Annotated in this window: 23 protein-coding genes; 9 read left to right on the top strand and 14 right to left on the bottom strand. The window is 65.5% G+C overall.

Going from position 1 to position 25,941, the window contains the following annotated elements:
* The first annotated feature begins 2 nt into the window (after positions 1 to 2).
* Positions 3 to 560, top strand: coding sequence for a TRAP transporter small permease (locus AC1D3B_RS25490; RefSeq protein WP_478193462.1), 558 nt, complete (start codon positions 3 to 5; stop codon positions 558 to 560).
* Positions 561 to 579: 19 nt separating this feature from the next.
* Entirely contained in the window at positions 580 to 1,860 is a 1,281-nt protein-coding gene (locus AC1D3B_RS25485; protein ID WP_478193567.1) for a TRAP transporter large permease subunit, read from the top strand.
* A gap of 522 nt (positions 1,861 to 2,382) precedes the next feature.
* Here the strand turns inward: AC1D3B_RS25485 and AC1D3B_RS25480 are convergent.
* The 3 genes from AC1D3B_RS25480 to AC1D3B_RS25470 form a co-directional block, all read right to left on the bottom strand.
* Positions 2,383 to 3,336 (bottom strand): AraC family transcriptional regulator, encoded by a 954-nt coding sequence (locus AC1D3B_RS25480; protein ID WP_478193461.1) that lies wholly within the window; start codon positions 3,334 to 3,336, stop codon positions 2,383 to 2,385.
* Positions 3,337 to 3,407: 71 nt separating this feature from the next.
* Positions 3,408 to 4,661 carry an alpha/beta hydrolase family protein gene (locus tag AC1D3B_RS25475; protein WP_478193460.1) on the bottom strand — a complete coding sequence of 418 codons (1,254 nt, stop codon included), beginning with the start codon at positions 4,659 to 4,661 and terminating at the stop codon, positions 3,408 to 3,410.
* Between the two features lie 272 nt (positions 4,662 to 4,933).
* The gene (locus tag AC1D3B_RS25470) at positions 4,934 to 6,442 is read right to left on the bottom strand and encodes a sigma-54 interaction domain-containing protein (protein WP_478193459.1); all 1,509 of its coding nucleotides are present in this window, start codon (positions 6,440 to 6,442) and stop codon (positions 4,934 to 4,936) included.
* Between the two features lie 254 nt (positions 6,443 to 6,696).
* Between AC1D3B_RS25470 and AC1D3B_RS25465 the strand changes: the two genes are divergently transcribed.
* From AC1D3B_RS25465 to AC1D3B_RS25435, 7 genes are all read left to right on the top strand, one after another.
* Positions 6,697 to 7,899, top strand: coding sequence for a substrate-binding domain-containing protein (locus AC1D3B_RS25465; RefSeq protein ID WP_478193458.1), 1,203 nt, complete (start codon positions 6,697 to 6,699; stop codon positions 7,897 to 7,899).
* 118 nt (positions 7,900 to 8,017) lie between these two features.
* Entirely contained in the window at positions 8,018 to 9,511 is a 1,494-nt protein-coding gene (locus AC1D3B_RS25460; RefSeq protein ID WP_478193457.1) for an extracellular catalytic domain type 2 short-chain-length polyhydroxyalkanoate depolymerase, read from the top strand.
* A 21-nt stretch (positions 9,512 to 9,532) separates the two neighbouring features.
* Positions 9,533 to 10,303: an ABC transporter ATP-binding protein gene (locus AC1D3B_RS25455; protein WP_478193456.1), complete on the top strand. Its 771-nt coding sequence runs from the start codon at positions 9,533 to 9,535 to the stop codon at positions 10,301 to 10,303.
* Positions 10,300 to 11,034: an ABC transporter ATP-binding protein gene (locus AC1D3B_RS25450; RefSeq protein WP_478193455.1), complete on the top strand. Its 735-nt coding sequence runs from the start codon at positions 10,300 to 10,302 to the stop codon at positions 11,032 to 11,034. Before AC1D3B_RS25455 ends, AC1D3B_RS25450 begins: the two co-directional genes overlap by 4 nt.
* Entirely contained in the window at positions 11,031 to 12,050 is a 1,020-nt protein-coding gene (locus AC1D3B_RS25445) for a branched-chain amino acid ABC transporter permease (protein ID WP_478193454.1), read from the top strand. The genes AC1D3B_RS25450 and AC1D3B_RS25445 overlap by 4 nt, the downstream gene beginning before the upstream one ends.
* An 11-nt stretch (positions 12,051 to 12,061) precedes the next feature.
* Positions 12,062 to 13,132, top strand: a complete 1,071-nt coding sequence (locus AC1D3B_RS25440) for a branched-chain amino acid ABC transporter permease (protein WP_478193453.1) — start codon at positions 12,062 to 12,064, stop codon at positions 13,130 to 13,132.
* Positions 13,129 to 13,983, top strand: a complete 855-nt coding sequence (locus tag AC1D3B_RS25435) for an alpha/beta fold hydrolase (protein WP_478193452.1) — start codon at positions 13,129 to 13,131, stop codon at positions 13,981 to 13,983. The genes AC1D3B_RS25440 and AC1D3B_RS25435 overlap by 4 nt, the downstream gene beginning before the upstream one ends.
* Positions 13,984 to 14,238: 255 nt before the next feature.
* Here the strand turns inward: AC1D3B_RS25435 and AC1D3B_RS25430 are convergent, their stop codons facing one another.
* The 11 genes from AC1D3B_RS25430 to AC1D3B_RS25380 all read right to left on the bottom strand — a co-directional run bounded on the left by AC1D3B_RS25430 (position 14,239) and on the right by AC1D3B_RS25380 (position 25,938).
* Positions 14,239 to 14,520, bottom strand: coding sequence for a hypothetical protein (locus AC1D3B_RS25430; RefSeq protein ID WP_478193451.1), 282 nt, complete (start codon positions 14,518 to 14,520; stop codon positions 14,239 to 14,241).
* 122 nt (positions 14,521 to 14,642) lie between these two features.
* Positions 14,643 to 15,788, bottom strand: a complete 1,146-nt coding sequence (locus AC1D3B_RS25425; protein WP_478193450.1) for an ABC transporter substrate-binding protein — start codon at positions 15,786 to 15,788, stop codon at positions 14,643 to 14,645.
* 54 nt (positions 15,789 to 15,842) lie between these two features.
* Positions 15,843 to 17,300: an NAD-dependent succinate-semialdehyde dehydrogenase gene (locus AC1D3B_RS25420; protein ID WP_478193449.1), complete on the bottom strand. Its 1,458-nt coding sequence runs from the start codon at positions 17,298 to 17,300 to the stop codon at positions 15,843 to 15,845.
* Entirely contained in the window at positions 17,300 to 18,454 is a 1,155-nt protein-coding gene (locus tag AC1D3B_RS25415) for an iron-containing alcohol dehydrogenase (protein WP_478193448.1), read from the bottom strand. Before AC1D3B_RS25415 ends, AC1D3B_RS25420 begins: the two co-directional genes overlap by 1 nt.
* Before the next feature lie 13 nt (positions 18,455 to 18,467).
* Positions 18,468 to 19,124, bottom strand: a complete 657-nt coding sequence (locus tag AC1D3B_RS25410; protein WP_478193447.1) for an ATP-binding cassette domain-containing protein — start codon at positions 19,122 to 19,124, stop codon at positions 18,468 to 18,470.
* On the bottom strand, positions 19,121 to 19,891 hold the full coding sequence (locus AC1D3B_RS25405; RefSeq protein WP_478193446.1) for an ABC transporter ATP-binding protein: 771 nt from the start codon (positions 19,889 to 19,891) through the stop codon (positions 19,121 to 19,123). The genes AC1D3B_RS25410 and AC1D3B_RS25405 overlap by 4 nt, the downstream gene beginning before the upstream one ends.
* Positions 19,888 to 20,862 carry a branched-chain amino acid ABC transporter permease gene (locus AC1D3B_RS25400; RefSeq protein ID WP_478193445.1) on the bottom strand — a complete coding sequence of 325 codons (975 nt, stop codon included), beginning with the start codon at positions 20,860 to 20,862 and terminating at the stop codon, positions 19,888 to 19,890. The genes AC1D3B_RS25405 and AC1D3B_RS25400 overlap by 4 nt, the downstream gene beginning before the upstream one ends.
* A complete protein-coding gene (locus tag AC1D3B_RS25395; RefSeq protein ID WP_478193444.1) occupies positions 20,863 to 21,768 on the bottom strand; it encodes a branched-chain amino acid ABC transporter permease in 906 nt (301 codons plus the stop codon). It lies immediately after the preceding gene.
* Entirely contained in the window at positions 21,765 to 23,108 is a 1,344-nt protein-coding gene (locus AC1D3B_RS25390) for an ABC transporter substrate-binding protein (protein WP_478193443.1), read from the bottom strand. Before AC1D3B_RS25390 ends, AC1D3B_RS25395 begins: the two co-directional genes overlap by 4 nt.
* Before the next feature lie 206 nt (positions 23,109 to 23,314).
* Positions 23,315 to 24,607 (bottom strand): ABC transporter substrate-binding protein, encoded by a 1,293-nt coding sequence (locus AC1D3B_RS25385; protein WP_478193442.1) that lies wholly within the window; start codon positions 24,605 to 24,607, stop codon positions 23,315 to 23,317.
* The gene (locus AC1D3B_RS25380) at positions 24,604 to 25,938 is read right to left on the bottom strand and encodes a sigma-54-dependent transcriptional regulator (RefSeq protein ID WP_478193566.1); all 1,335 of its coding nucleotides are present in this window, start codon (positions 25,936 to 25,938) and stop codon (positions 24,604 to 24,606) included. Before AC1D3B_RS25380 ends, AC1D3B_RS25385 begins: the two co-directional genes overlap by 4 nt.
* Positions 25,939 to 25,941: the final 3 nt, after the last annotated feature.

The following is a 25,941-nucleotide window of genomic DNA, read 5'->3' as shown; positions in this document are numbered from 1 at the left end:
TCGTGAACAGACTCATCGACGCCTTTTGCCGTCTCTTTGAAACCCTGTTAGTCATCTTGCTTGCACTGATGGTGATTCTGGTGTTCGGCAACGTGGTCCTGCGATACGCGCTGAACTCGGGCATCGCCGTGAGCGAAGAAATCTCGAGGTGGCTGTTCGTCTGGATGGTTTTCCTCGGCGCCGTCGTCGCCCTGAAGGACCACGGACATCTGGGGACCGACATGCTGACGTCGCGCCTGCCGCTGGCGGGGAAGAAGGTGCTCGCGGTGGTTGCCCACGTCATGATGCTCTATGCCACATGGCTGCTGTTCTCCGGCAGCTGGGCCCAGGTCGTCATCAATCGCGAAGTACTGGCACCTGTCTCAGGCGCCTCGATGGCGATCTTCTACGGATCCGGCCTGGTCTTCGCCGCCTGCAGTGCGATCTTGCTGCTTCTGCAGCTGTGGCTGATCGTCTCGGGAACTGCCACTGAAGCCGACCTGAGCTTGAGCCAGGAAAGCGAAGACATGGCCCAGGTTGAAGCGCTGCACCTCGATCAGAGCCAAACTTTCAAGCACTGAGCGCGCGGAGACAGACGACATGACTATATTCATCTTCATCGGCTCACTGCTGGGCGTGATGGCACTGGGCGTTCCGATCGCGTATGCCTTGCTGCTTTCCGGCGTGGCTTTGATGTGGCACCTGGACATCTTCGATGCTCAGATCCTGGCCCAGAACGTCATCAACGGCGCCGATTCGTTCCCGCTGCTGGCCGTCCCGTTCTTCATGCTCGCCGGCGAGATCATGAACGTCGGGGGTCTTTCGCGACGCATCGTCAATTTGGCGCTCCAACTTGTCGGTCATCGACGCGGCGGCCTTGGCTACGTCGCCATTGTGGCCGCCTGCATCATGGCGGCGCTGTCGGGCTCGGCCGTGGCAGACACGGCAGCGCTGGCTTCGCTGCTGTTGCCGATGATGGTACGGGCGGGGCATGACAAGGGCCGCGCAGGCGGGCTCATCGCATCCGCAGGCATCATCGCGCCGATCATTCCGCCGTCCATTGGCTTTGTGATCTTCGGCGTTGCAGCCAATGTATCGATCTCCAAGCTGTTTCTGGCCGGTATCGTCCCAGGGCTGCTGATGGGACTGGGCATCGCCGTCACGTGGTACCTGGTGGCCAACAAGGAGGAGATCGTTCCGCCGCCCAAGGCAACCTGGCCAGAGCGCATCCAAGCGCTGAAGGAGTCCACTTGGGCGCTGGTCCTGCCGGTCATCGTCATCGTGGGCTTGAAGTTCGGCGTGTTCACGCCGACCGAAGCAGCAGTAGTTGCCGCCGTGTATGCGCTGCTGGTCTCTACATTGGTGTACCGAGAACTCTCACTGAAGCAGCTGTATGGGGTGTTCGTGAGTGCCGCCAAAACGACGGCGGTGATCATGTTCCTGACCGCAGCCGCGATGGTGTCGGCCTGGCTCATCACCGTTGCCGACATCCCGGCGCAGACGGTGGATCTGCTGAAGCCATTCATGAACAATCAGACGATGCTGCTGATCGCCATCATGGTGCTTGTCATGATGGTCGGCACGGCGATGGACATGATCCCGACAGTCCTCATCCTGACGCCCGTGTTGATGCCCGTCATCAAGGCCGCGGGCATAGACCCGATCTACTTTGGTGTTCTCTTCATCATGAACAACGCCATCGGATTGATCACGCCCCCGGTGGGTACGGTTCTGAACGTGGTGGCGGGGGTCGGCCGGATGAAGCTGGACGAGGTCACTAAGGGTGTGCTTCCGTTCATGATGGCGGAGTTTTTCGTGATGTTTGTGCTGGTGTTCTTTCCATGGCTGGTAACTGGCCCTGCAAGGTGGTTCGGCGGTTGACCCGGCGACATTGCTCTCGATGGCTTTGCAATCAGAAACTCATCGCGCAGCCGACTGTTGAACGACTCGGTCAGCCCATGTCCGTGGGCTTTCAGGACCACGGGTCGTCGAGCTTCACGCCGCGCCGCCAGGCCTATTCGTCGAGCCTTGGATGTGAACTCGGCGCCGTTGCCCACCGTGATCGCCCTGGGCCATCCACGCTCGAGAGCGGCCTGATCGAGGGCCCTCCAGACGAGCTCTCAATCGAATAAGGCGCGACCGTCGTACACGTTGGACAAGCCATCCTCGGTGCCCGAGCGACGCCGGACGGCCACTACTGAGCGACGACCGGAGAGAGTGAAGCAGGGTTAGTGAGCCTGATCGCCTGATCGGCTCGGCGCTTCGCATACAGGTGTTCGAGATGCCGGCAGAAGGAGAAGGCGGTGTCCTGTCCGCGCGCGCGAGAGTTCAGGCTGGCAAGTTGTTGCTCCGCAGTGATGATGGCTTCGGGTTGCAACTCTCATGGCAAAAGGCTGACGTACGTCATGCAGTCGCGTCAGCGTTTCTCCCCCGGGGTAGTTCACCAAACCGTTCCTTGTAGTAACGGGCAAAAAGTCCGGGGTTAGAAAACTGCCATTTGTGTGCCACCTGCGTGACCGTGGTCAGGCCGCCCCCCACGCGCAGGTCATGGCGCGCAGCGAGGAGTCTTCGATCGAGGGTATAGCGCCACGGCGGTCGCCCGAAGTGCTTGACAAAGCCGAGCGTCAGCGCGCGCACGCCAATGGAAGCGGCCGCGGCGATGTCCACGACGCTGATCGGCTCGGCCAAATATTCGTCGATGAACTCGCACGCACGCCGGAGTGAGCGCGGCAGAGCGATCTCGTGGTCGAGGTACTTGGAGTATGAGTGCGACCACAGCGTGAGCAATTCGAGCAGAAACCAGTGCGTGCGCGCGCGTTCGAGCACTTGGTTCCGGTGCACCGGCTCTTCATGCAAGATATCGAGCATGGCCCGCAAGCGCCTGGCTTGGCTCGTATCGCCCGCGATCCTGGGCGAGAAAGCAGGCACGCTGTCGACTTCAATGCCGAGCAGCGCTTGGGTGGAGCGCAGCAATGCGGACATTGGAATGCAGGTGTTGCGCAAGTCGCCAGGGGGCGTGATCTCCACTCGGCCGCACCATTCGGGGCGAAAAACGATCAAGTCTCGCGAGCGAAACGCTTGCTCTCCTAGAACGCCGTCGCAACTCCGCGGTTCGGTGATGATCAACGACTCCCGAGTTTCGTCCACATCCCAAACCATGCTGGTGTTGTACGACACGCCGCCGAGCAACAGTTCTCCGGAAGACTTGCCGAAAATCGATACGTCCAGCGGTCCGGCGCCAAAGGACTTGACCTTGTGGTGCGCGAACAATCGAGTTGTCACGGCGACGACCTGGTTCATGTCGCCGGTTCTCAGCCGCAATTGTTCAGGCTCCGCGGTTTTTCGATCCTTGTACATACCCACTCCGTCGACACCGGTAGGATGCCGGGAAGCTTGTGGAGCCGTCAAGCCCACTTGTCTCCATACTCTCAGCGGACGATCGTCTGCAGGAAGGTCAGCGTATCAGCCGTTCCGCGCGGAACGATGCTCTGGTGGCTGGCACCCGGGAAAAGCTTGTACGTGACGGCGGGCGAGCCAGCCGTACGGAGTTCGCCCACGAAGTCGTCCACCATTGGCTGAAGCACGGCCGCGTCGGCGCTGCCCTGCAGGATCAACGTGGGCTTGCGCAGCATGAAGCCGGGCATCACGCCGGGATCGTTGGCCGCCAGAAACGCGCTCATGGCGGGGTCTGCGGCCCAATCGGAATTGAAGCCGTTGAACGCGGCCGGAGTCTTCGAAGCCACCGCAGCGCCAACTGCACCGAAAGCCGCGAAGATGCAACTGTTCTTCAGTGTCGGCATCATCGCGAGCAAGTCGGAACCCATCACCTTGCTCGCGTCGAAGCCCGGTTGTTGCGCGATCAGACCAGTAGTCATCATGCCAACCAACAGGTTCTGGAAGACCACGTAGTTCGCCGCATTGCTTGGGTCGCTGGCTGCATTGGCGCTCAGCAGGTCGACCTCATTGCGGATGGAGACGAAGGGCGCTATCGCGACGGCCCCTTTGTAGTCGAGCTCGGGGGCCTCGCCGGCGAATTTCTCCACGGCGACTGCGGCATGTCCCCCGTCGGAGTGGCCAACGACGGCCCAATTCTTCGACAGGCCGGGCATCGACTTGTAGGCAGCCCGGGTGGCGGCGACTAGCGAGCGACTCAAGCTCGAGAAGCTGTAGTAGGGATAGGGGGCTTGAGCCTCCGTGCCCAAGCCTTCGAAGTCAGGTGCCACCACGGCATAGCCAGCACTCACCAGTGCCGCAATCAGGTCCGCATAGCCGCTGGGCTCCACGCCAAGCACAGCGCCTTCCGTTGTCAGGTTGCCGTCGAGCGCGGCGGGCTTCAGGCTCGGGGCGCACGACGGCTGTCCGACTGTCGTCGTCCCGTGCGCCCATGTCACGACAGGCCAGCCACCAACAGGTGGCGAACCCTTCGGCACGAACACCAGACTGGTCGCGCGGATCAGGCTTCCATTGAGCCCAGGCATGAGATGAAGCAGCAGCTTTCCGTCTCCATTGACTCCCGGCGCTACATATGCCGTCGAAGAGAGCACGTCGCCCGATTGCGGCTCGGGGATTTGCGGCACGGGGCGGTCACCACCGCCCCCGCATCCCGCGAACAGCACAACGGCGAACCACAGAGGCAAGTTCCTTGCCGCACGGAGTGCCTTGAACCAGAAAGACGAACGCATGCGTTCCCCTCCAATGTGATGGGTGACAGGCTCCGGCAGTAACTTCCACCGGCTTACCGGAGGGGAATACTAGAAAGGCGTCGGCTCAAGCGATATTCGAAAGAGGAAGCGGCGCTGTCCAAAATGGGAAAAGGTGCCTGGCGATCCCGAGCAGGGAGTTGAGCCAGTTCGGGGCGTTCAATGCAAAAGGCTGCCCTGAATCGCCAGTCAAGGGCCAGCCGAGCCCGGACGAGATGGGCCACCAAGGAGCAAGAACAGTCGTGGCGCGATGTTCATGCGCCGTCGGCCTCGCTCCCCGCCGAGAGCTTCTCATACAAGGCCGCACGAGAGATCCCGAGCAGCCGCGCGGCGGCAGCCTTGTTGCCCTTGGTGGCGGCGAGGGCCACACGAATGCTCTGGGCCTGGGCTTCCGCCATGGCCTGATGCAGCGGCTTGACCGCTGCTCCGGTGTCTGAGCTGGAGACGGCGGAAGGCGCGGAGTCGTTGGCCGGCATGACATCGTCGGCATGCCTGCGTGGCAAAGGCAGCCCCGGCTTGCCTGCCGCTTGAAGCAGTCGCTCGAAGTGCAGTGCCTCGAGCACGAGGTCGTCGGTCATCAGGGACGTCTGCTCCAGCACGTTGCGCAACTCGCGCACATTTCCCGGCCACGGCCGGCTTGCCAACAGCTCCATGGCATCGGGTCCGACCGCCCTCGGTGCCAGCGCGCTCCGGCGTGCGATGTCTTCCGACAACGTGTCCACCAGGTCGGGCAGGTCTTCCAGCCGCTCGCGCAGCGGCGGCAGGCGGATCGGCATGACGTTGATCCGGTAATAGAGGTCTGCGCGGAAGCGTCCGTCCTCCACCATCGCCTCGAGGTCGCGGCTCGTTGCGGAGACGATGCGCACATCGACCCGCTCGACGCGGTTGCTGCCGAGAGGCTCGATCTCCTGCTCCTGCAAGACCCGCAGCAGCTTGCTCTGCAGTTCCATCGGCATGTCGCCGATCTCGTCGAGAAACAGCGTGCCGCCATCGGCCAACTTGAACTTGCCATCGCGCCCCTTGCGGTCGGCACCCGTGTAGGCGCCCGGCGCCACGCCGAAGAACTCGGCCTCCAGCAGTGTGTCTGGGACGGCGGCGATGTTGACACTGACGAAGCGGCCGACGGAACGCCGGCTCGCGGCATGCACAGCATGCGCAAGAAGCTCCTTGCCCGTGCCCGTCTCACCAAGAAGCAGCACCGTGGTGTCGGTGGCAGCGACACGCCGCACTTGGCGCTTCACCTCTGCGACCGCAGCGCTGCTGCCAACGAAGCTGGCGAGGGAATACTTCGGACGCCGCTCGGCCGCCAGTCTGCGCCGGGTATCCTCGAGTTCGCGCTGCAGATCGACCAGCTTGCCGATCAGCGGCTGCATTGCCCCATTGGGCTGGTCGGCGAGCACCAGAGCCACCCCGCCGATAACGTTGCCCTGCTCGTTGCGCAGGGGCAGCCGGCTGACAAGGAAGGCGCCATACTGGTTGGTCAGCAAATCGACGACCACGGGTATGCCCGTGTCGATCACCTTGCCCATGAGCGAGTTGGGCACGACATCCTCGATCCGTCGGCCGATGACGCCGGAGTCTGCGAACGGGCCGAGTGCGATGAAGCGCCGGTAGCCCTCGTTGAACCAGACGATGCGGTGCTCGCGGTCCATCACCACCATTCCCATCACTGCTTCGGCGAACGTGGCAAACATGCGCCGCGCGGCGAGCTGAAGCACACCGCCAGGGTCGAGTGCGACGGTGGAGTCGAGATCGGGTGTCATGGCGTCCGTCGAGTGTAAGCGGGCTGCGGGCCGCTTGCTAAGTTGATCTCACAGTGCCGCAAGCGTCCGGCCAGCAGGACAGTTGTCTGGTGTGACGGCCACCCGGACATGGCGGCATGTCAACCGCTCAGGACAGCACGACAGCCTCCTGACGCCGCGCCGCAATGCGCTCCCTTGCAGCCACGGCACGCTCGGCCCGTGGCATGGGCCTTGCAGTCCACCGAACGGCTCGACCATAAATTTAGGAGACTCCCATGCCATCGAACACGCGCCGCCACGTCACCGCGGTCGCCATCGCCGCGCTGCTGACCGGCCTTATTTCGCCAGCTTCCGCCCAGGCACCAAAGGAAATCCGGATCGCGCAGGTCCATAGCCTCACCGGGCCGCTGGAGGCCTACGGCAAGCAGGCGCAGACTGGCTTCCAACTGGGCCTTGAATACGCCACCGGCGGCACCATGGCCGTGGCCGGCCGCAAGCTCGTCGTGATCGAGCGCGACGACCAGGGCAAGCCCGACGTGGGCAAGAACTTGCTGGCCGCCGCCTACTCCGACGACAAGGCCGACATCGCGGTCGGCGCCACGTCGTCCGCCGTCGCACTGGCCATGCTGCCGGTGGCCGAGGAATTCAAGAAGGTCTTCCTCGTCGAGACGGCGGTTGCCGACTCCATCACCGGCGAGCGCTGGAACAAATACGTCTTCCGCACCGCGCGCAACAGCTCGCAGGACGCGATCGCCAGCGCCGTCGCGCTCGACAAGGACAACGTGCACATCGCCACGCTGGCGCAGGACTATGCATTCGGCCGCGACGGCATCAAGGCCTTCAAGGAAGCGCTGAAGAAGTCCCGCATCGTGCACGAGGAATACCTGCCGATGACGACCACCGACTTCACAGCGGGTGCCCAGCGCATCATCCAGGCACTCAAGGACAAGCCCGGCCGCAAGATCATCTACGTCTACTGGGCCGGCGCCGGCAACCCCCTGAAGATCGCGGACATGGACCTGAAACGCTACGGAATCGAGATCTCGACCGTCAGCACCACCTTGCAGGGGATGGTCCCCTACAAGCAGCTGGCCGGCATGGAAGGGTCGACCTTCTACTACTTCGGCATTCCCAAGAACAAGGTCAACGAGTGGCTCGTGGCGAACCACTACAGCCGCTACAAGGCCCCGCCAGATTTCTTCACTCTCGACGGCTTCAATGCCGCCGTGGCACTGGTCGAGGCGCTCAAGCGCACGAACGGCGACACCAGCACCAACAAGCTGATCGCAGCCATGGAAGGCATGAATTTCGAGTCGCCCAAGGGCAAGATCACGCTGCGCAAGGAAGACCACCAGGCGATGCACTCGATGTACCACACGCGCATCAAGGACGACCCTGCGCTCGCTTGGGGGGTGCCGGAGTTGATCAGGGAAATCAAGCCCGAAGAGATGAACATCCCGATCCGCAACCAGCAATAGGTGCTTTGGAATGAGGCGCCCCCCGGCGCTTCTGAACCAACGGATTGGCAGGAACGGGGCCGGCCCGTCGTTCAGCGCATGCGGCGTCGGCAAAAAACAATGAGATAGGAGACTTGCAATGAAATTTCACGCACTTCTTGGCTTGGCCCTGGCCGTCTCGGCCCTGGCTACATCGCCCTCGGCTCAAGCAGTCGTTGTCGCACTGCCGTCCTTCAATGTAGACACCAGCCAGACCACGGTGTCGGGCATGTCCTCGGGCGGGTACATGTCCAGCCAACTGGGCTATGCCTTCTCGGCCACCTTCAAGGGCGTTGGCGTTTTCACCGGCGGTCCGTACAGCTGCGGCGGGCACTATTACTCCAGCAACTGCATGAGCAACGCCGTGGTCAGCGCCACCATGATCAACACCATGCAGGCCGACATCAACAACTGGAGCAGCACGACCATCGACGACAAGGTCAATGTGGCCAAGCAGAAGGTCTTCCTGTGGGTGGGCAATAGTGACACGACCGTCGGTCCGAACGAGATGAACGCGGTCAATACGTTGTACCAGAACAATGGCGTGGCGACGGCTAATCTCGACTACATCAAGCGCGACAACACCGCCCATGTCATGCCGACCGATTTCGATTCGACCGGCAACAATGCATGCAACAACTCGGCCTCGCCCTACATCAGCAACTGCGGCTACGACGGCGCCAAAGCCGCGCTAAGCAAGTTCTACGGCACGCTGAATGCGCGCAACGACGCGCCCGCGGCCGGCAATTACATCGAGTTCGACCAGAGCGCGTTCATCAACAGCAATCCGGGCATGGCCGCCAGCGGCTGGCTCTTTGTACCGGCCAACTGCGCGACCGGCGCGGTCTGCAAGCTCCATGTGGTCCTGCATGGCTGCGCGCAAAACTACGCCACCATCGGCGACAAATACCTCAAGAACACCGGCTATACCCGCTGGGCCGACACCAACAGCATCATCGTGCTGTTCCCGCAGACGAAGAACGACAGCACCTATCGCATGACAGCAGCCAGCGGCTCGCTCGCCAACACCGGCGGCTGCTGGGACTGGCTCGGCTGGTACGGCTCGAACTTCGCGCAGAAGGCCGGCACACAGATGACCGCCATCAAGGCGATGGTGGACAAAGTGTCCGCAGGCGCAAGCGGCGGCGGCACGCTGCCCGCGCCGGTGGGCGTGGGCACCTCGAACGCCAGCGCCAGCAGCATGACGATCAGCTGGGCTTCGGTCAGCGGCGCCAGCGGCTACAAAGTCTACCGCGACGGTGCGCTGGTCACGGCCTCATCGGTCGCTGCCAGCCCTTACAACGACAGCGGTCTCGCTGCGGACACCACCTACAGCTGGACTGTGCGCGCGGTCGATGCCAATGGCGCCGAAGGCGCGACCTCCGCATCGGCCTCGGGTACGACCACCCGCAGCGATAACAGCTGCTACACGGCCTCCAACCTCGCCCACACGACGGCGGGCCGTGCCTATGCGAATTACGGCTACACCTTTGCGTACGGTTCCCTGCAAAACTTGGGTCTGTGGAACAGCACGGTCATCACCACGCTGAAGAAGACGGGGCCCAGCTACTACGTGGTCGGCACTTGTCCTTGATCTTGTCCCTGATAGAGAACCATGCTTGAAACCAAGAACCTAACGATTCGTTTCGGCGGACACGTGGCTGTCAACGCCGTGTCCTGCCGCTTTGCGCCGGGCACGCTGACCGCCATCGTCGGCCCCAACGGCGCCGGCAAGACGACCTACTTCAACCTGATCTCCGGCCAGTTGCCGGCCACCGAAGGCGAGGTGTGGCTGAACGGCGAGGACGTGAGCCGCTTGCCCGCGCCGCTGCGCGCGCGGCGCGGGCTGGGCCGCGCGTTCCAACTCACGCAACTGTTCCCGCACCTCACCGCGCAGGAGAATGTGCGCCTCGCAGTGCAGGCGCGCGAGTCGGGCCGCCACGGTGGCGGCTTCGACCTCGCGCACGTGTGGCTGGACCGGCGCGCCTGGATCGACGAGGCGCAGTCCCTCCTTGAGACGGTGCGTCTGCTCGACAAGGCCAACGTGCTCGCCAGCGCGCTGGCCCACGGCGACCAGCGCAAGCTGGAGGTCGCGCTCCTGATCGCCCTCGATCCCAAGGTCTACATGTTCGACGAGCCGACGGCGGGGATGAGCGTGGACGAAGTACCGGTGATCCTGGACCTCGTGCGGCAGCTCAAGCAGCGACGCGATTGCGCGGTCCTACTGGTGGAACACAAGATGGACGTGGTGCGCGAGTTGGCCGACCGCATCATCGTCCTGCACAACGGGCAGTTGGTGGCCGAAGGCGATCCCGGTGCGGTGATGGCGTCGGCCGTCGTGCAACAAGCCTATCTCGGCGTCGTGCCACAGGAGCAGCCCGCATGACCGCCTTGCTGCAATTGAAGGACGTCCACACGCACATCGGTGCCTATCACATCCTCCACGGCGTGGACTTGGATGTGCGAGAGGGCGATGTCACCATGCTCCTGGGCCGCAACGGTGCCGGCAAGACCACCACGCTGCGAACGATCATGGGCCTCTGGCGTGCCTCGCGCGGTGCGTTGCACTTCCGCGGCGCACCGATCGGGGCGCTGGCCACGCCGGAGATCGCGCGGCTCGGCATCGCCTATGTCCCGGAAAAAATGGGGATCTTCGCCGACCTGACGGTCAAGGAGAATCTCGTGCTCGCCGCGCGAGGGGCGGCCACCGCCGACGCGTTGGACGGGGCACGGCTGGAGTGGGTCCTTTCGCTCTTTGGCGCCCTGAAGAAGTTCTGGCTGTATCCGGCAGGAAAGCTCTCGGGTGGCCAAAAGCAGATGCTCGCGATCGCGCGCGCGATCATCGAGCCGCGCGCTCTGCTGCTGATCGACGAGCCCAGCAAGGGGCTTGCGCCGGCGATGGTGCAGAACCTGATTGGCGCGTTCGCTGAGCTGAAGCGGCAGCGCACGACGGTGCTGCTCGTGGAGCAGAACTTCGCCATGGCGAAGGCCATCGGCGACCGCGTCGCCGTGATGGACAACGGGCGCATCGTGCACACGGGCGCGATGGCCGACCTGGCCGACAACGAAGCGCTGCAGCAGCGGCTGCTCGGCCTTTCTCTGGGAGTACACCAATGACCACCGCCACTTTGCCCGCGCCTTCGGCCGCGGTGCCGCAGGCGCGCTTCGACCTGCGGCCTCTGGCCCTGCTTGCATCACTGGCGGCCCTCGCGCTGCCTGCTGTCGGCCACACCGGCACCTGGGTGACGCTGACCGTCGCCGGCCTGGCGATGGGCATGATCATCTTCCTCGTCTCGTCCGGCCTCACGCTGGTGTTCGGGCTGATGGACGTTCTGAACTTCGGCCACGGCGTATTCATCGCCTTGGGTGCCTATGTCGCCATGACCACCATGCTGGCGCTGGGCGCCTGGGTCGGCAGCGAATCGCTGTGGCTGAACGCTGCCGCAGTGCTCGCCGCGATGCTCGCCGCCGCGGCAATGGTTGCGGTCTCCGGGCTCGTCTTCGAGCGACTGCTGGTGCGTCCCGTCTACGGCATGCCGCTCAGGCAGATCCTGGTCACGATGGGCGGCCTGATCATCGGCGAGGAGCTGATCAAGGTCTTCTGGGGGCCCGACCAGCTGGCCGTGCCGCTGCCGCAGGCGCTGCGCGGCTCCATCTCATTCGGCGATGCGTCCGTCGAGAAGTACCGGCTGCTGGCGGTCGCTGTCGGCAGCGTTGTCTTCGTGGCGATGTTGTGGGTGCTGACCCGCACCAAGGTGGGCCTGCTCGTACGCGCCGGCGTACAGGACCGCGAGATGGTCGAGGCGCTGGGCTACCGGATACGGCGGCTCTTCATCGGCGTGTTCGTCGCCGGTTCGGCACTGGCCGGCCTGGGCGGTGCGCTTTGGGCGCTGTACCAGCAGAGCGTGGTGCCGCAGATCGGCACTCAGGTGAACGTGCTGATCTTCACCGTCATCATCATCGGCGGACTCGGGTCCACGTTTGGCTGCTTCGTGGGTGCCCTGATGGTGGGCCTGGTCGCCAACTACGCCGGCTTTCTGATGCCGAAGCTCGCGCTCTTCTCCACCATCGCGCTGATGGTGGCCGTGCTGCTGTGGCGCCCGAACGGCCTTTATCCCGTCGGGCAGCAATGAGGGCAAGCACGATGATCGACCGACTGCTCTCCCACGACGCACCGCGCAGCCGCTGGCTCGCCCTGGCGCTGGTGCTCATTGCCATCGCGCTGACTTTCGCCCCGTTCCTCTTTCCCGGCCACAAGGCGCTGGGCGTCGCCGCCAAGGCCCTCGTATTCATCCTGCTGGTGGCGAGCTACGACCTGCTGCTCGGCTATACCGGCGTGGTGAGTTTCGCGCACACCATGTTCTTCGGCATCGGCGCCTACGGCGTGGCGATCGCCAGCAGCCGCCTCGGTGCCGGCGCGAGTTCGGTGCTCGTCGGGCTCAGCGCGGCGCTGCTGCTCTCGCTGCTGCTGTCAGTGGCCATCGGTCTCTTCAGCCTGCGGGTCAAGGCGATCTTCTTCGCGATGATCACACTGGCGGTCGCATCGGGCTTCCTGACGCTGGCCTCGCAGCTGAGCCATATCACGGGCGGCGAGGACGGGCTCAGCTTCCGCACCCCGGAATGGCTGTCGCCCTCGTTCGAGCTTTTCGAGCAGCCGCTGCTCGGCGTGACGATCGACGGCCGCGTGCTCACCTACTACCTCCTGCTGGTGGTGGTCGCGGCGAGCTTCCTCGCCCTCCTGCGCATCGTCAATTCGCCGTTCGGCCGCGTGTTGCAGGCCATCCGCGAGAACGACTTTAGGGCCGAGGCGCTCGGCTTCCGCACGGTGGCGTATCGCACCGTGTCGAACGTGCTCTCGGCCTTGTTCGCCACGCTCGCCGGTGCGCTGCTCGCGTTGTGGCTGCGCTACACCGGGCCGGACACCACGCTGTCGTTCGAGATCATGCTCGACGTGCTGCTCATCGTCGTGATCGGCGGCATGGGAACAATGTATGGCGCGGTGGTCGGCGCGGCGCTGTTCGTGCTGGCGCAGAACTACCTGCAGGATCTACTAAAGCTCGGCGGTTCGGTGCTGAGCGGCCTGCCGCTCCTGCCCCAATTCGTGTCACCGGAGCGCTGGCTGCTATGGCTGGGGATCCTGTTCGTGCTGTCCGTGTACCACTTCCCCAGCGGCATCGTCGGCCGCCTACGCATGTCGCGGGGGTCCGAGCCATGAAGCCGACATCGAATTACCTGCGCTGCGAAGGGCGCGAACTGCATTACACCGAGTGGGCCGGGCCGGACGCCGCGAGCGACGCGGTGATCGCCTGGCACGGCTTCGCTCGCACTGGCCGCGACATGGACGACATCGCCGCGCAGCTGGCGCAACGCTACCGCGTCATCTGCCCCGACACCATCGGACGCGGCCTGTCGCAATGGAGCCCGGACCCTGCGAACGAATACACGTTGCCGTTCTATGTGCGGCTGGCCGCCTCGCTCGTCGACCAGCTCGGGCTGTCGCATTTCCACTGGCTCGGCACGTCGATGGGCGGCGCGATCGGCATCCTGGCCGCCGCCACGACGCTCAGAGGCCGGCTGCGCCGGCTGGTCATCAATGACATCGGCCCGTGCCCGGCCCCTGAGGCCGTCGAACGCATCTTCACCTATGCCAGCCGACCACCGGCCTTCGGCAGCGTGAGCGAACTCGAAGCGTACTTCCGCACTGTCTATGCACCGTATGGTCGCCTCTCCGACGCGCAGTGGCGACGCCTCACGGAAACCTCGGTGCGCCGGTTGCCCGATGGCCGTGTCACTCCGCACTATGACCCGGGGATCGCGATGCAGTTGCAGTCAAGCAACCCGGAAGGGCTGTGGCCGGCATGGGACAGCCTCGACGTGCCCGTGCTTTGCCTGCGTGGCGCGCACTCGGACCTGTTGCTGCCGGACGCCGCGGAGCAGATGCGCACGCGCGGACCGCTCGCGGTGGTGGTCGAGATCCAGGGATGCGGCCACGCGCCCGCGTTGAACACGCCGGAGCAGTTTGCGTTAGTCGAACGTTTCCTGGCCGGAGACGCCCGATCGTCGTAGGCTGTTCGGCCAAATGGCGCGGTGGCATCGGGCCGCGCACCAAGGGGCAAGACGACATTGTTGGTCCCGGCACTTGCACTGCGTCGCCGGGCTCGGCATGGTCCGGGTTTGCCTGCTGACAAGCGCGTTGCTGACGGTCCCGCCCGCGCCGATCAGCTATGTACCTATCCGTACCTGGCTTGAGGCATACCTCAGCAGCCCCCGTGAATTACCAATTCCAGTTCAACGCGCAGGCAGCAAATCGGACGGCCTCATTCAGCGCCCATCATGTGCCAGGCCGTTGGATGCGCTCGGCATATCAACGTCGCTGTGCGCGTTCGTGCTGCGCCGCAAGCCGAGCAACTCGACGCTGCGTTCCCGCAGCAACTCGGAGTCGCTCCTCAGAGCGCGCTGCAGGCACTCATCGATATAGGCGCCATCGCTCTGCAGGCGCGACAGATTGACCCGCCAGCCCACGCCAGCCATGAGCCATTTGAAGTCGACCAGATTGAGGAAGGCGTCGTATTCTTCCGGGCCTTTGGCATGTGTCGCATTCATGTATTCCGCCGCCTACAGATCCTTATCTTGCTGAAGATCAGGCATCCCCAAAGGGTGCGCCGCCTCAAATGCAGGCGCATTGCCTCAAGAAATACAAGTACAACAACTTCGAGTGCCCGCCACTAGCGCAGCACGGTGCCGCCAGCTCCCAGCAGCGTCACTTCCACGAAGGATGGGCCCAGGTGGCTCGAGGCTGTGTATCGGCAATCGAGCTCGTCAAAGCTCTGGAGCTCGAAGCTTTCGAGCGCGCGTATGTAGCCGTCGCGAGTGAGATTGCGGCCGGCGCGCCGCAAGCCTTCCACAATCACCCGGCCGGTCATGAAGCCTTCCAGGGTTTCGTAAGACAGGTTGTCCTCGTTGCCATGCCGAGCCATCACGGAACGGAAGTTGCGCGCAGCGCGCGACGAGCCGAGTGGATGCGGCATCACCTGCGTGATCGCGATGCCGCGGACGTCAGCCTCCAGCAACTCGAACAGCTTGGGCACCGATGTGACCGAGAGGACCCAGGGCGAAGGCAGCGCCGCAAGTGCCTGCGCCTTGTACTGCTTCATCAGGTCGGCCACCGTACTCGGCGACGTGAACAGCAGCACGGCCTGGGGAGCAGCCTTCACGAGCGTCGCGGCCATGCCCCGGCCGTCCCAGTTTTCCGCGGGGTGCGGGACGTCCGCCACCAATTGCGCATGGAACCGCTGCGCCGCCTTGTGTGCAGCGGCCAGGGTGCTCTTGCCGAAAGCGTTGTCCTGGTAGACCACCGCGATGCGGCGTGTACTGATCGTCGCGAGATGCTCCACCATCTTCTCGACCTCATTGGAGTAGGCCGTGCGCGTGTGGAAGAGGTAGCGGTTGTAAACACGAGCTCCGTCGGCTCCAGTCAGTGTGCCCACCGCCGGCAGCCGATACTCCTCGAGCAGCGGCATCGCGGCCAGCGTGATGCCGGTGCCGCCGATGCATGCGAGTCCGAATACATCCGCACCCTGCCCGAACGCACGGACGTTCGTGAGCGCCTTGTCGATGACGTAGTTGTCCTCCCGGCGCACCACCGAGAGCTGGCGGCCATGCATGCCGCCTTGCGCATTCACCTGCGCGAAGCAGGCGAGCAGCCCGTCGGTATAGTTGCGGTAGAGACTGCCCCAGACGCTGTCGAAGCCGATGGTCTGACCGAACACCACCTTGTTGTCAGAGACGCCTGGTTCGCTGCCGCGCGCAGACACGATCCACGGCGCCGAGGCTGCCGCGGCACAGAATGCTCGTCTCCGGATAGGGTTCATTGGTGTCTCCTCTGACTGATAGACGCGCTCGTGTTCGAAAGAGCCCGCCGCGGCTCAGACCCCGCCGTGGCAGACGTACTTGGTTTCGAGGTACTCGTCGAGCCCATACCTCGAACCCTCGCGCCCTACCCCCGACTCCTTGATGCCGCCGAACGGTGCTACTTCGTTGGAGATCAGGCCCTCGTTGACGCCGACCATGCCGTACTCGAGCCGCTCGGCGACACGCCAGGCTCGGCGCACGTCGCGCGTGTAGAAGTAGGCGGCTAGACCGAAGGGCGTGTCATTGGCGAGCTGCACGGCCTCATCGTCGCTCGCGAACCGCATCAACGGTGCGACCGGCCCGAAGATCTCCTCGCGCACAACGGCCATCTCGCTCGTGACGCCAGCCAGGACCGTCGGCGTGTAGAAGTTGCCCCCCAGGGCGTGCACAACACCACCCGCCAGCACGCGTGCGCCCTGGCTTCGCGCTTCATCGACCAGACGGCTGACCTTGGCCAGCGCCCGGCCGTCAATCAAGGGCCCGATGTGCACCCCGGGCTCGACGCCGGCACCGACCTTCAGCTGTTCCACTGCGCGCACCAGCCGCTCGGCAAAGGCATCGAACACGGCCTCGTGCACCAGGAACCGGTTGGCGCAGACACAGGTCTGGCCCGCGTTGCGGTACTTGGAAGCGATCGCGCCCTGCACGGCGAGGTCCAGATCAGCGTCGTCGAAAACGATGAAAGGTGCGTTACCGCCCAGTTCCATCGAAACGCGCTTGACCGTGGCGGCGCATTGCGCCATCAGCAGCTTGCCAACGGGCGTGGAGCCGGTGAACGAGAGCTTGCGCACGACCGGGCTGGCCGTAAGCGCTCCTCCGACAAGCGCCGGCCTCGCGGTCGTGACGACGTTGAGCACGCCGGCCGGAATGCCGGCACGCTGCGCCAGTTCGGCCAGCGCGAGAGCCGACAGCGGCGTCGCCTCTGCGGGCTTCACGACCGAGGTGCAACCCGCGGCCAGTGCAGGCGCAACCTTGCGCGTGATCATCGCGATGGGGAAGTTCCACGGCGTGATGGCCGCGGTGACACCCACGCCCTGCTTCATCACCATCAGACGACGGTCGACCGTCGGTGCCGGGATCAGGTCGCCGTAGGCGCGCTTGCCCTCTTCCGCGAACCATTCGATGAACGAAGCGCCGTACCGCACCTCGCCCAGCGCTTCGGCGAGCGACTTGCCCTGCTCCAAGGTCATGATCAGCGCGAGGTCCTGTTCCGCGCCAATCACGAGATCATGCCAGTGGCGCAGCAAGGCACTGCGCTCCTTTGCCGGTCGCGCGCGCCAGGCGGGCAGCGCGGCCTGGGCTGCGGCGATGGCGCGATCGGTGTCGGCGGCGTCCATGTCGGGAACGGCCGCGATCGTTTCGCCGTTGGCCGGGTTGCACACCTCGTGCGACTCGCCGCCCTGCGTAGCGACCCACTCGCCGCCGATGAACGCCAGGCGCTTCAGCAACGCCGTATCCTTCAACTGCACCATCAGAAAGCCTCCTCGTAGAGCGCGAGCGCGTCGGCAAGCGCCACGTCCCGCGGGTTATTCACCAGCAGGCGCTGGACCTTGAGTGCGTCCTCCGCCAGCATCGGCAGGTCGATCCGGTCCACGCCGACATCGCGCAGGTTCTGCTCGAACGGCATCACGGCCACCAGCGCGGCCATGGCATCGACGAACGCCCGGGCGCCTTCGATGGGAGGTTGGCCGGGCCGCGCCGTGCCGATCACTTCGCCCAGCTGCGCGTAGAGCGGCGCCGCATGTTCCAGGTTGAAACGCAGCACCGGCCGCAGCACCAGCGCGTTCGACAGGCCGTGCGGCACGTGGAAATGGCCGCCCAGCGGATATGCCAGCGCATGCACCGCCGCCACCGGCGCGTTCGCGAACGCCATGCCCGCCAGCAGCGAGCCAAGCAGCATGTGCTCGCGCGCCGTGCCGTTGCGCGGCTCTTCGAGCACCTTGCGCTGGTTGGCATACAGCAGCGCCAACGCCTTCAGCGCCAGCGCGTCCGACATCGGGTTCTTCTTGTGGCGCGACGTGAAGGCCTCGATCGCGTGCACCATGGCATCGATTCCCGTCATCGCCGTAAGGCGGGGCGGCAGTCCCAGCGTGAGGTGGCTGTCGAGCAGCGCGAAGTCAGGGTAGAGCAAGGGAGAGACCACGCCCTTCTTCTCGGAAGTCGGGGTGGTGACGATCGCGATCGGCGTCACTTCCGAGCCGGTGCCGGCGGTGGTCGGCACCTGCACGAGCGGCAGGCGCGGCCCCTGCGCCAGGCCGATCCCGTAGATATCCTGCAGCGCCGCCGGCGTGCGCGCCAGCAAGGCCACGAGCTTGGCGGTGTCCATGGAACTGCCACCGCCGAAGCCCGCGACGCCATCGGCGCCCGCTTCGCGGGCGGCCTGCACGGCGGCGAGTACCCGCTCCTCGGGCGGATCGGGCAGCACGTCGGAATAAACGGTGGCGGCGATTCCCGCGATCCGCAGGCTTGCCAGCGCGGGCGCCAGCAGGCCGGCCTGCAGCAAGGGCTGGTCGGTGATGAGGAAGAAATGGCGCACGCCGAGCCCGCGGGCGAGTTCGCCGAGGCGGCCAGAGCCGCCCTGCTCGCAGACGATGCGCGGCGTGGTTTCGAAATTGAATCCTGTCATTTCGGTTCCCTTGTCAGGCAGCGTGCACCACGCCACGTTCGATGCGCCAGACCTGGTCCACCAGGTCTGCCGAATGCTTGTCGTCCGATTCGCTGAGCAGCACGGTGAGGCCACCGCGCCCCAGCTCGGCCACCACTTCGGTGAGGCGGCGCGAAAGCACCGGCGCCACCCCCTCGAAAGGTTCGTCCAGCAGCAGCAGCTTGCGCCCCGGCATCAGCGCGCGGCCCAAGGCCACCAGCTTCTGCTGGCCGCCCGAGAGCTGCAGCGCGCGGCGGTGGCGGTGCTCGTTCAGCTCCGGCATCAGGTCGTAGATCCAGGCCAGGCGCTCGCGGGCGTCGCGGATGCTGTTGGCCCAGGCGGGCAGCAGGATGTTCTCCTCCACCGTGAGCGCCGGGATCAGGCGTCGTTCCTCGGGCAAATAGCTGATGCCGCGGCCGGCGCGGGTGTGCGGCGCCAGGCGCGCGAGCGACTCGCCGGCGCACACGAGCGCCGTCGAGCGCGAGGGAAGCAGCCCCATGACTGCCCGCATCAGCGTGGTCTTGCCCGCACCATTGCGGCCGATCAGGCCAGCCATGCTGCCTTGCGACAACTTCAGGCTCACATTGCGCAGGATGGGCGTGCCGGCTATGGCGACGTCCAATCCCTGGATGTCGAGGGCGAGCCCGGTCATGCAAGAGCCTCCTCGCGTGCCGGAGCCCGCTTGCCGACCACCAACTCCTGTACGCGCGCGTTGCCCAGCACCGCGGCCGGCGGCCCGTCGGCAATGATCTCGCCGCTGTAGAACGCCAGGATGCGCGAGACGTAGCGCTCCACCACTTCCATGTCGTGCTCCACGAACAGCACCGTGACGCCGCTTTGCCGCACGGCGGCCATCACGGTATCCATCAAGGGGAATTTCTCGTCGGCGCTCACGCCGCTGGTGGGCTCGTCCAACAGCAGCATGCGCGGCTTCGAGACCAGGGCCATCGCGATGTCGACCAGCTTGCGCGCGCCCTGCGGCACGGCACTGGCCTCGCTGTCCGCGTAGTGCGCCACGCCGAAGGCCTGCAGGATGCGGCGGGCCTCGCGCACCGCCTCCGCAGTTTCGAAGCGCCGCAGCACGGAGGGCTGCGCTTCGTGGGCCGCCGCCAGCGCCATCAGCACGTTGTCGAGCACGGTGAGCTGGGGGAACAGCTGCGCGACCTGGAACGAGCGCGCCAGGCCGAGGCGCGTGATCTGGCGCGGCTTCATCCCGAGCACCGAGCTGCCCTCATACAGGATGTCGCCCGAGGTGGGCGGCAGGTACCCGGTCACCATGTTGATGAATGTGGTCTTTCCCGCGCCGTTGGAGCCGATCACTCCGACGATCTCGCCGCGCTGGATGGTCACGTCCAGCGACTTGGCAGCGACCACGGCACCAAAGGTGCGAGTGAGCTGGCGTGTTTCGAGCACACTCATGGGGTCACCTCCTTCGTCACGTGCGGAACCTCGGCCGGAACGGCGGCACGTCTGCGGGACACCAGGCTCCACAAGCCCTTGGGCAAGAACAGGATCAGTGCCAGCAGGACACTGCCCAGCGTGAGCTGCCACAGGTGCGGCGCCTCCTGAATGGCGAAGGTGCGCACCGCGGAGAACACGATGGCTGCCACGAACGGTGCCGCCACATGCGCCGTGCCGCCGAGCAGGGCCATGAAGACGAACTCGCCCGAGGTGGCCCAGAACGCCATGTCGGGATCCACATGGCCGGTGGCGATGGCGATCAGGCCGCCGCCGAGCGCCGACAGGACGGCCGCGCCGCAGTAGTTCAGGTAGACGAGCCCGAGCGGCGAGATGCCGAGGAAGTCAACCCGGATCTCGTTCTCGCGCACGGCCTCCGAGAGGCGACCAAACCGCGAGCGCAGCACGCGGTGGCAAGCCAGGGCCGCAACCAGCGCGATCGCCAACGTGACCAGAAAGGCGACGCGCTTGGCCTGTGACGGATCCGGCTGGAAGCCAAGGTAGCTCGGGTTCGCCACGTTGAAGCCGTCGGTGGAGCCGAGCGCGCTGGACTTCACCAGCATGCCGTAGACGATCATCGACAGCGCCATCGAAAGCATGGCGTAGAAGATGTCGCGGTAGCGCGCCACCATGAGGCCGCACAGCGCAGCCATCGCCAGCGAGGCCACCGCGCCGAGCGCCAGCAGCACGAAGGCATCCTGGATGCCCAGGTGCTTGGCGGCCAGGCCGGCAGCGTAGCCGCCGATGCAGTAGTACAGCGCCTGGCCGAAGGAGACGAGGCCGGCGCGCATTTGCAGCACCACCCCGAGAACCACCAGGCCTTTGGCAAAGGCCAGGGTGAGCAGGAAGCTCAACCAGTCGGGCCCGGCCCAGCCCAGGGCAGCAATCGCCCCGGCCACCAGCGGCAGCCCCAGTTCGGTCTTGAATTTCATCTAGATCTTTCGAGGCTGCAATTGGCCGAACAGGCCCTGCGGGCGGAACGCGAGCACCAGGAACATCACGCCGTAGATCACGAACAGCTCGATCTGCGGCGCCAGATGGACAGCGAAGGAACGGGCGAGACCGACCAGCACCGCGCCTGCAGCGGCGCCGCCGACGCTGCCCAGGCCGCCCACCACCACCACGGCGAACGCCAGCACGATCACCTCGACACCGATGCCCGGCGTGACGGAGATGGCCGGGGCAGTGAGTGCCCCGGCAAGCGCACCGAGCATGGAACCGATCGCGAAGGTGATGGCGAACATCAGGTTGACGTTCACCCCCATCGCTGTGGCGATCTCGCGGTCGTGGATCACCGCGCGCAGCACGCGCCCCTTGTCGGTACGGTTCAGCGCCCACCATGCGGCGGCGCCGACCGCGAGCGAGATCGCCACCAGTGCGAGGTCGTAGTTGGCGAAGCGCAGTGAATCCGTGACCGAACTCTGCCCAAGCAGACGGTAGGGCTGGTACGCCATGTAGGGGTTGACGCCCCACACCAGCTTCACCACGTCCTCCAGGATCAGCAGCAGCGCGTAAGTGACGATCACCATCAGGATCTCATCGCGGCCGCGCAGGTGGCGCAGCAGCCCCTGCTCCACCAGCACGCCCACAACCAGGCCGCCGACGACGGCGCAGCCGAACAGCAGCAGGTAGCTCCAGTACGGACTGGTCCCGGACTCGCCGGAGAAGTACCAGCCCGTGAGCGAGGCGGCACAGTAGGCGCCGATCGCGTAGAAGCTGCCGTGTGCCATGTTGAGGATGCGCATCACCCCGTAGATCACCGTCAGGCCGGCAGCTACGAGGAACAGCCACGAGGCGTAGATGGCGCCGTCGATGACGATGGCCAGCAAGGTGCTCACGAGGTGCGCTCCGTGGTCTCAGGCGATGTTCGGCTGCACTTGGCACCCGGGAAGCCCGCCTTGATCCAGTCGGCATGGCTTGTGCCATCGGGGGGCATCAGGCAGTCGCCCGGATAGTCCTTCACATTGGTGATGGTGGCCTTGCGGGTCTTGGGGTCATACTGGTACTCGCCGTAGGCAACACCCTGTACAGCCTGATGGCCACCGGCGCGGCTCATGCGCACCGTGCCGCTGGGCGATTCGAAGGAGAGACCCTTGAGGCCCGCGATCACCTGCTCCTGCGTCGGCATGGTGCCGGGCTTGCCCGCCTTCTCCGCGGCCGCCTTCATGCCCAGGATGGCCTGCATCATCTTGAACGCGGGGTAGGTCGGCTGCTCTTTGTGCGCGGCGCTGTAGGTCGCGCGCAGCCAGTCGGAGAGCGCGTTCTTCGGCGCGAAGGCGCCAAACGGGCCGCGGCCGCCGACGATCGTGCCGTTGGGCGTCTGGTCCTTGAAATGCTCAAAGCCGGTCTCACCCGCAGTCAGCAGCATCACGCGCTTGTCGAACAGGCCGCGCGCGCCGCCTTGCAGCACCAGCGCCTCCATGTCGCCGCCCCAGAAGCTGGAGTGGATCAGGTCGGGGTTGCTGACGGCCAGCGCGGAGATCTCGGCACCGTACTGGCCCTGGCCCAGCTTCGGCCACTGCTCGGAAACGACCTTGACGTCCGGCTTGAGCTGCTTGAAAGCGAGACTGAAGTCGGCCCAGGCATCCTGGCCCCAGGCATAGTTCTGCTGGATGCTGCCGACCGAACTCACGTTCGGCTTCGTCTCCACGATGTAACGGGCAGCGGCCACGTTGTCGACCACGGCGTCGAGGCCTGTGCGGAATACGTATTTCGGGCTCTTCAGCGTCTCGCCGAACAGGCGAGAGGTGCCGCAGTCGAAGAACACCGTGGGGGTCTTGAGCTCCTCGGCCACCGGGGCAATCGCGAGGCAGTCACCGGAGGAGATGTAGCCGATCACCATGTCGACCTTCTGGCGCTGCACAAGGTTGCGGTATTCCTCCACTTGCTTGGTGGCGCCGCCGTTCTCATCGATCAGCACCATCTCGATCTCGACGCCGCTGATGCCTTTGGTGTTGTAGGGCGCGGGCAAGGCACCCTTGTTGAGCGCGTCGACCACGAGCTTGGCGGCATTGGCGGCGGGCACGCCGAAAGGGCCCGCGGCGGCGCCGGACAGGAAGGTCACCACGCCGATGCGGAACTTGCCGTTGTCGGCGGCGGCCGGCAGCGCGAAGACGGCGCCGGCAGTGACGAGCGCGAAGCTGCGAGCCAGGCGCGTGAGGGGGAACTTCAGGGTCACGTTGTCTCCTTGTGAGTTTTGGGTTGCACTCACGAGGAACATCGCAGGGAGCGTGCCACGTCGTGAAAGCCTTGTGGATCAAGGACTTGGGCGTAATTTGTGGAGAGGTGTTGCGCGGATTCCGCGCACGGCAGCGGTCGGGTCGCGCGGAAACCGCGCATGCCGGATTCAGCCCTGTGGCCTTCGCGGAAGTGACAGTGAGTTGCCTACGGCGCCCCGGCAGCCCGCCTGCGCTCCCGCACCAGCTCCGGCGACGGCCGCAGTTGTTCCGCGGGATAGACCCGCCATCGCCCCAGCATCACCCGGGCCGGCGGAAACCGAGTGTCGACCACCATCTCCCCGATCGCCTGCGCCTGCGCGATCTGGTGCGTTTCGCGGTCGATGCATGAGGCAAACCCGGGCGGATCCTCCGGCAATTCCAGGCAGAGCCCCTCCAGCGCTCCCACGACCTTCTCGACGTCGAATGGCTTGCCGGCCTTGGCCACCGCGCGCGCAATGGCCAGGATCCCCGCATAGGCGCCCTCTGCCGCATAGGTCGGATAGCGCCCCTCCGCCGCAAAAAAGTCGGCCACGAACTTGTGGTTGCGCGGCGTGTCGGGCCAGTTGTTGTGATGGCGCGCCGAGAGCACGAGATTCGGCGGCGCCAGGTCGCCCAGCGCCACCAGCACGTCGTAATTGCCACCTGCATCGAAGTTGGCTATCGGCACCTTGCCGAGCAGTTCGCTGGAGTGGGCCTGCGCGAGGAAGGCGAGGAAGTCGCCCCCCCAAAGGCCTGTCACGATCACGTCCGGCCGCGAGCGCATCAGGGCCGTCAGGTACGCCGAGTAGTCGGGTTCGTAGAGCTTGGGCCAGAGTTGTGCAACGACCTCATAGTTCGCGCCGCTGGCCGCCAGGCTGCGTTGCAGGTCGGCCCACATGACGTGGCCATAGTCGTAGTCCGGCCCCAGGAATGCCACCCGCTTCCAACCACGCTCGCGCTGCTGCTCGGCAAGGTACTTCGCGCCGGCCGCCATCGAAGTGTAGGTGTCGTTCGAAACCCGGAAATAGTAGCGGTGAAAGTCCTCGATCGTGAGCCGCGAGGAGGCGTGGTCGGTGCCGACGAAGATCACCTTGCGCGCACGCGACAGCCGGCTCACCGCCTGCGCCACACCGGAGCTCACCACCCCGCAGAGGAACTGCGCCTTGTCGTGATCGATGAACTGGCTGGCCAGCCGAACGCCATAGGCCGCTTTGGAGCGGTCGTCTTCCACGATCACTCGCAGCCGCGGGCGCCAGTCGCGCGCGCGCTCAGCATCCAGCTCGGCGAGCGCCAGCTTGATCGCCGCGATGCTGTCGCGGCCGTAGATCGCGGCCCGGCCCGCCAGGGGGTAGAGGCAGCCAATGGTGATGTCGGCCTGCCCAACAGGTGCCCCCAGCTCTACGCGGGCATGGGCGCCGGTTGCAGCCAGGCAGGCCATCACCAGCGTGGCGGCGCAGCGAAGCAGATCACGAATCCTCACGGGCGGCCCTCCCCATCGATCCCGAGCCGCTGCAGCCGGCGCAGCAGCGCATGGCGGGAGATGCCCAGCAGGTCCGCGGCCCTGCCACGATGGCCCTGCGCGCGGGCCAGAGCATCGCGCAGCAGCTTCTCCTCCTCGACGGCCAGCTTCTGCTCGATGGCCGCCGAGCGCACCTCCCCACTGTCCAGGTCGGAGGGCAGCTGCGAACGCTCGATCACGCTGCCGGGATGGAGGATGGTGAGACGCTCGATGAGGTTCTTCAGCTCGCGCACGTTGCCGGGCCATGCGTAGGCCGTCAGGCAGGCTCGCGCGTCGGGCGAGAAGCGGATCGGCTCGCAGCGTTCGGACTTGGCATAGCGCGCGGCGAAATGATCTGCCAGTACCAGCACGTCGTCATCGCGCTCCCGCAGGGTCGGCAGGGCGATCGGCAGCACGTTCAACCGGTAGTACAGGTCTTCGCGGAAGCGGCCCCGCGAAGCCTCGGAGGCCAGGTCGCGGTTGGTCGCGGCCACCACCCGAACGTCGGCGGTCACGCCACGGGTGCCACCCACTGGGCGGTACTGACCGTCTTCCAGGAAGTGCAGCAGCTTGGCCTGCAGTGCCAGTGGCAGCTCGCCGATCTCGTCCAGGAACAGTGTGCCGCCGTCCGCCAGCGCGACCAGCCCCACGCGCCGCTGCGTCGCCCCGGTGTAGGCGCCCTTCTCCGCACCGAACAGCTCCGCCTCGATCAGTTGCTCCGGCAGCGAGGCGCAGTTCACCTCGACGAAGGGCCCTCCACTGCGCGCACTCGCCGTGTGGATGGCGCGCGCCACCAGCGCCTTGCCGGTGCCGGACTCGCCCAGCACCAGCACACGCTTGGTCTGGCTCGCCGCAATGCGGCTGATGGTCGCCGCCAGCGCGCGGACCTGTGCGCTCGTACCGATCACTCCGTCGTGGGCGGTCGATTCCTGCCGCCGGTAATCGATCTCACTGGCCATGCGCGCCTTCTGCAGCGCGCCGCGCAGCGTGTAGAGCAATTCATCGAGCTCGAACGGCTTGGTCACGTAGTCCGCTGCGCCGGCCTTCACCGCCTTCACGGCCAGCCGCGTGTCGCTCGTTGCGGAGATCATGATCACGGGCAGCCCGGGCCGATCCGTGGCGAGCCGCGCGAGCACGTCCATCCCGCTCATGTCCGGCAGGTTCACGTCGAGCAACACGATGTCGGGCGCGCCTCGACAGGCGGCATCCAATCCGCCGGCGCCGTCCACCGCGGTCGCGACGCCAAATCCCTCCTCTTCCAGCGCGAAGACCAGTGCCTTCAGCACGCCGGGTTCGTCGTCGATCACCAGCACCTG

Source organism: Variovorax sp. P5_A3, from assembly GCF_056400665.1.
Note: the sequence above shows the minus strand (reverse complement) of the source record. Positions and strands in the feature narration are given on the sequence as shown.

Excerpts from the sequence above, each read along its gene's own strand:
- AC1D3B_RS25410 (WP_478193447.1), bottom strand. The coding sequence starts at position 19,124 with ATGACCGGGCTCGCCCTCGACATCCAGGGATTGGACGTCGCCATAGCC.
- AC1D3B_RS25405 (WP_478193446.1), bottom strand. The coding sequence starts at position 19,891 with ATGAGTGTGCTCGAAACACGCCAGCTCACTCGCACCTTTGGTGCCGTG.
- AC1D3B_RS25465 (WP_478193458.1), top strand. The coding sequence starts at position 6,697 with ATGCCATCGAACACGCGCCGCCACGTCACCGCGGTCGCCATCGCCGCG.
- AC1D3B_RS25460 (WP_478193457.1), top strand. The coding sequence starts at position 8,018 with ATGAAATTTCACGCACTTCTTGGCTTGGCCCTGGCCGTCTCGGCCCTG.
- AC1D3B_RS25450 (WP_478193455.1), top strand. The coding sequence starts at position 10,300 with ATGACCGCCTTGCTGCAATTGAAGGACGTCCACACGCACATCGGTGCC.
- AC1D3B_RS25420 (WP_478193449.1), bottom strand. The coding sequence starts at position 17,300 with ATGGTGCAGTTGAAGGATACGGCGTTGCTGAAGCGCCTGGCGTTCATC.
- AC1D3B_RS25475 (WP_478193460.1), bottom strand. The coding sequence starts at position 4,661 with ATGCGTTCGTCTTTCTGGTTCAAGGCACTCCGTGCGGCAAGGAACTTG.
- AC1D3B_RS25430 (WP_478193451.1), bottom strand. The coding sequence starts at position 14,520 with ATGAATGCGACACATGCCAAAGGCCCGGAAGAATACGACGCCTTCCTC.
- AC1D3B_RS25415 (WP_478193448.1), bottom strand. The coding sequence starts at position 18,454 with ATGACAGGATTCAATTTCGAAACCACGCCGCGCATCGTCTGCGAGCAG.
- AC1D3B_RS25435 (WP_478193452.1), top strand. The coding sequence starts at position 13,129 with ATGAAGCCGACATCGAATTACCTGCGCTGCGAAGGGCGCGAACTGCAT.
- AC1D3B_RS25470 (WP_478193459.1), bottom strand. The coding sequence starts at position 6,442 with ATGACACCCGATCTCGACTCCACCGTCGCACTCGACCCTGGCGGTGTG.
- AC1D3B_RS25445 (WP_478193454.1), top strand. The coding sequence starts at position 11,031 with ATGACCACCGCCACTTTGCCCGCGCCTTCGGCCGCGGTGCCGCAGGCG.
- AC1D3B_RS25440 (WP_478193453.1), top strand. The coding sequence starts at position 12,062 with ATGATCGACCGACTGCTCTCCCACGACGCACCGCGCAGCCGCTGGCTC.
- AC1D3B_RS25455 (WP_478193456.1), top strand. The coding sequence starts at position 9,533 with ATGCTTGAAACCAAGAACCTAACGATTCGTTTCGGCGGACACGTGGCT.
- AC1D3B_RS25400 (WP_478193445.1), bottom strand. The coding sequence starts at position 20,862 with ATGAAATTCAAGACCGAACTGGGGCTGCCGCTGGTGGCCGGGGCGATT.
- AC1D3B_RS25480 (WP_478193461.1), bottom strand. The coding sequence starts at position 3,336 with ATGTACAAGGATCGAAAAACCGCGGAGCCTGAACAATTGCGGCTGAGA.
- AC1D3B_RS25425 (WP_478193450.1), bottom strand. The coding sequence starts at position 15,788 with ATGAACCCTATCCGGAGACGAGCATTCTGTGCCGCGGCAGCCTCGGCG.
- AC1D3B_RS25485 (WP_478193567.1), top strand. The coding sequence starts at position 580 with ATGACTATATTCATCTTCATCGGCTCACTGCTGGGCGTGATGGCACTG.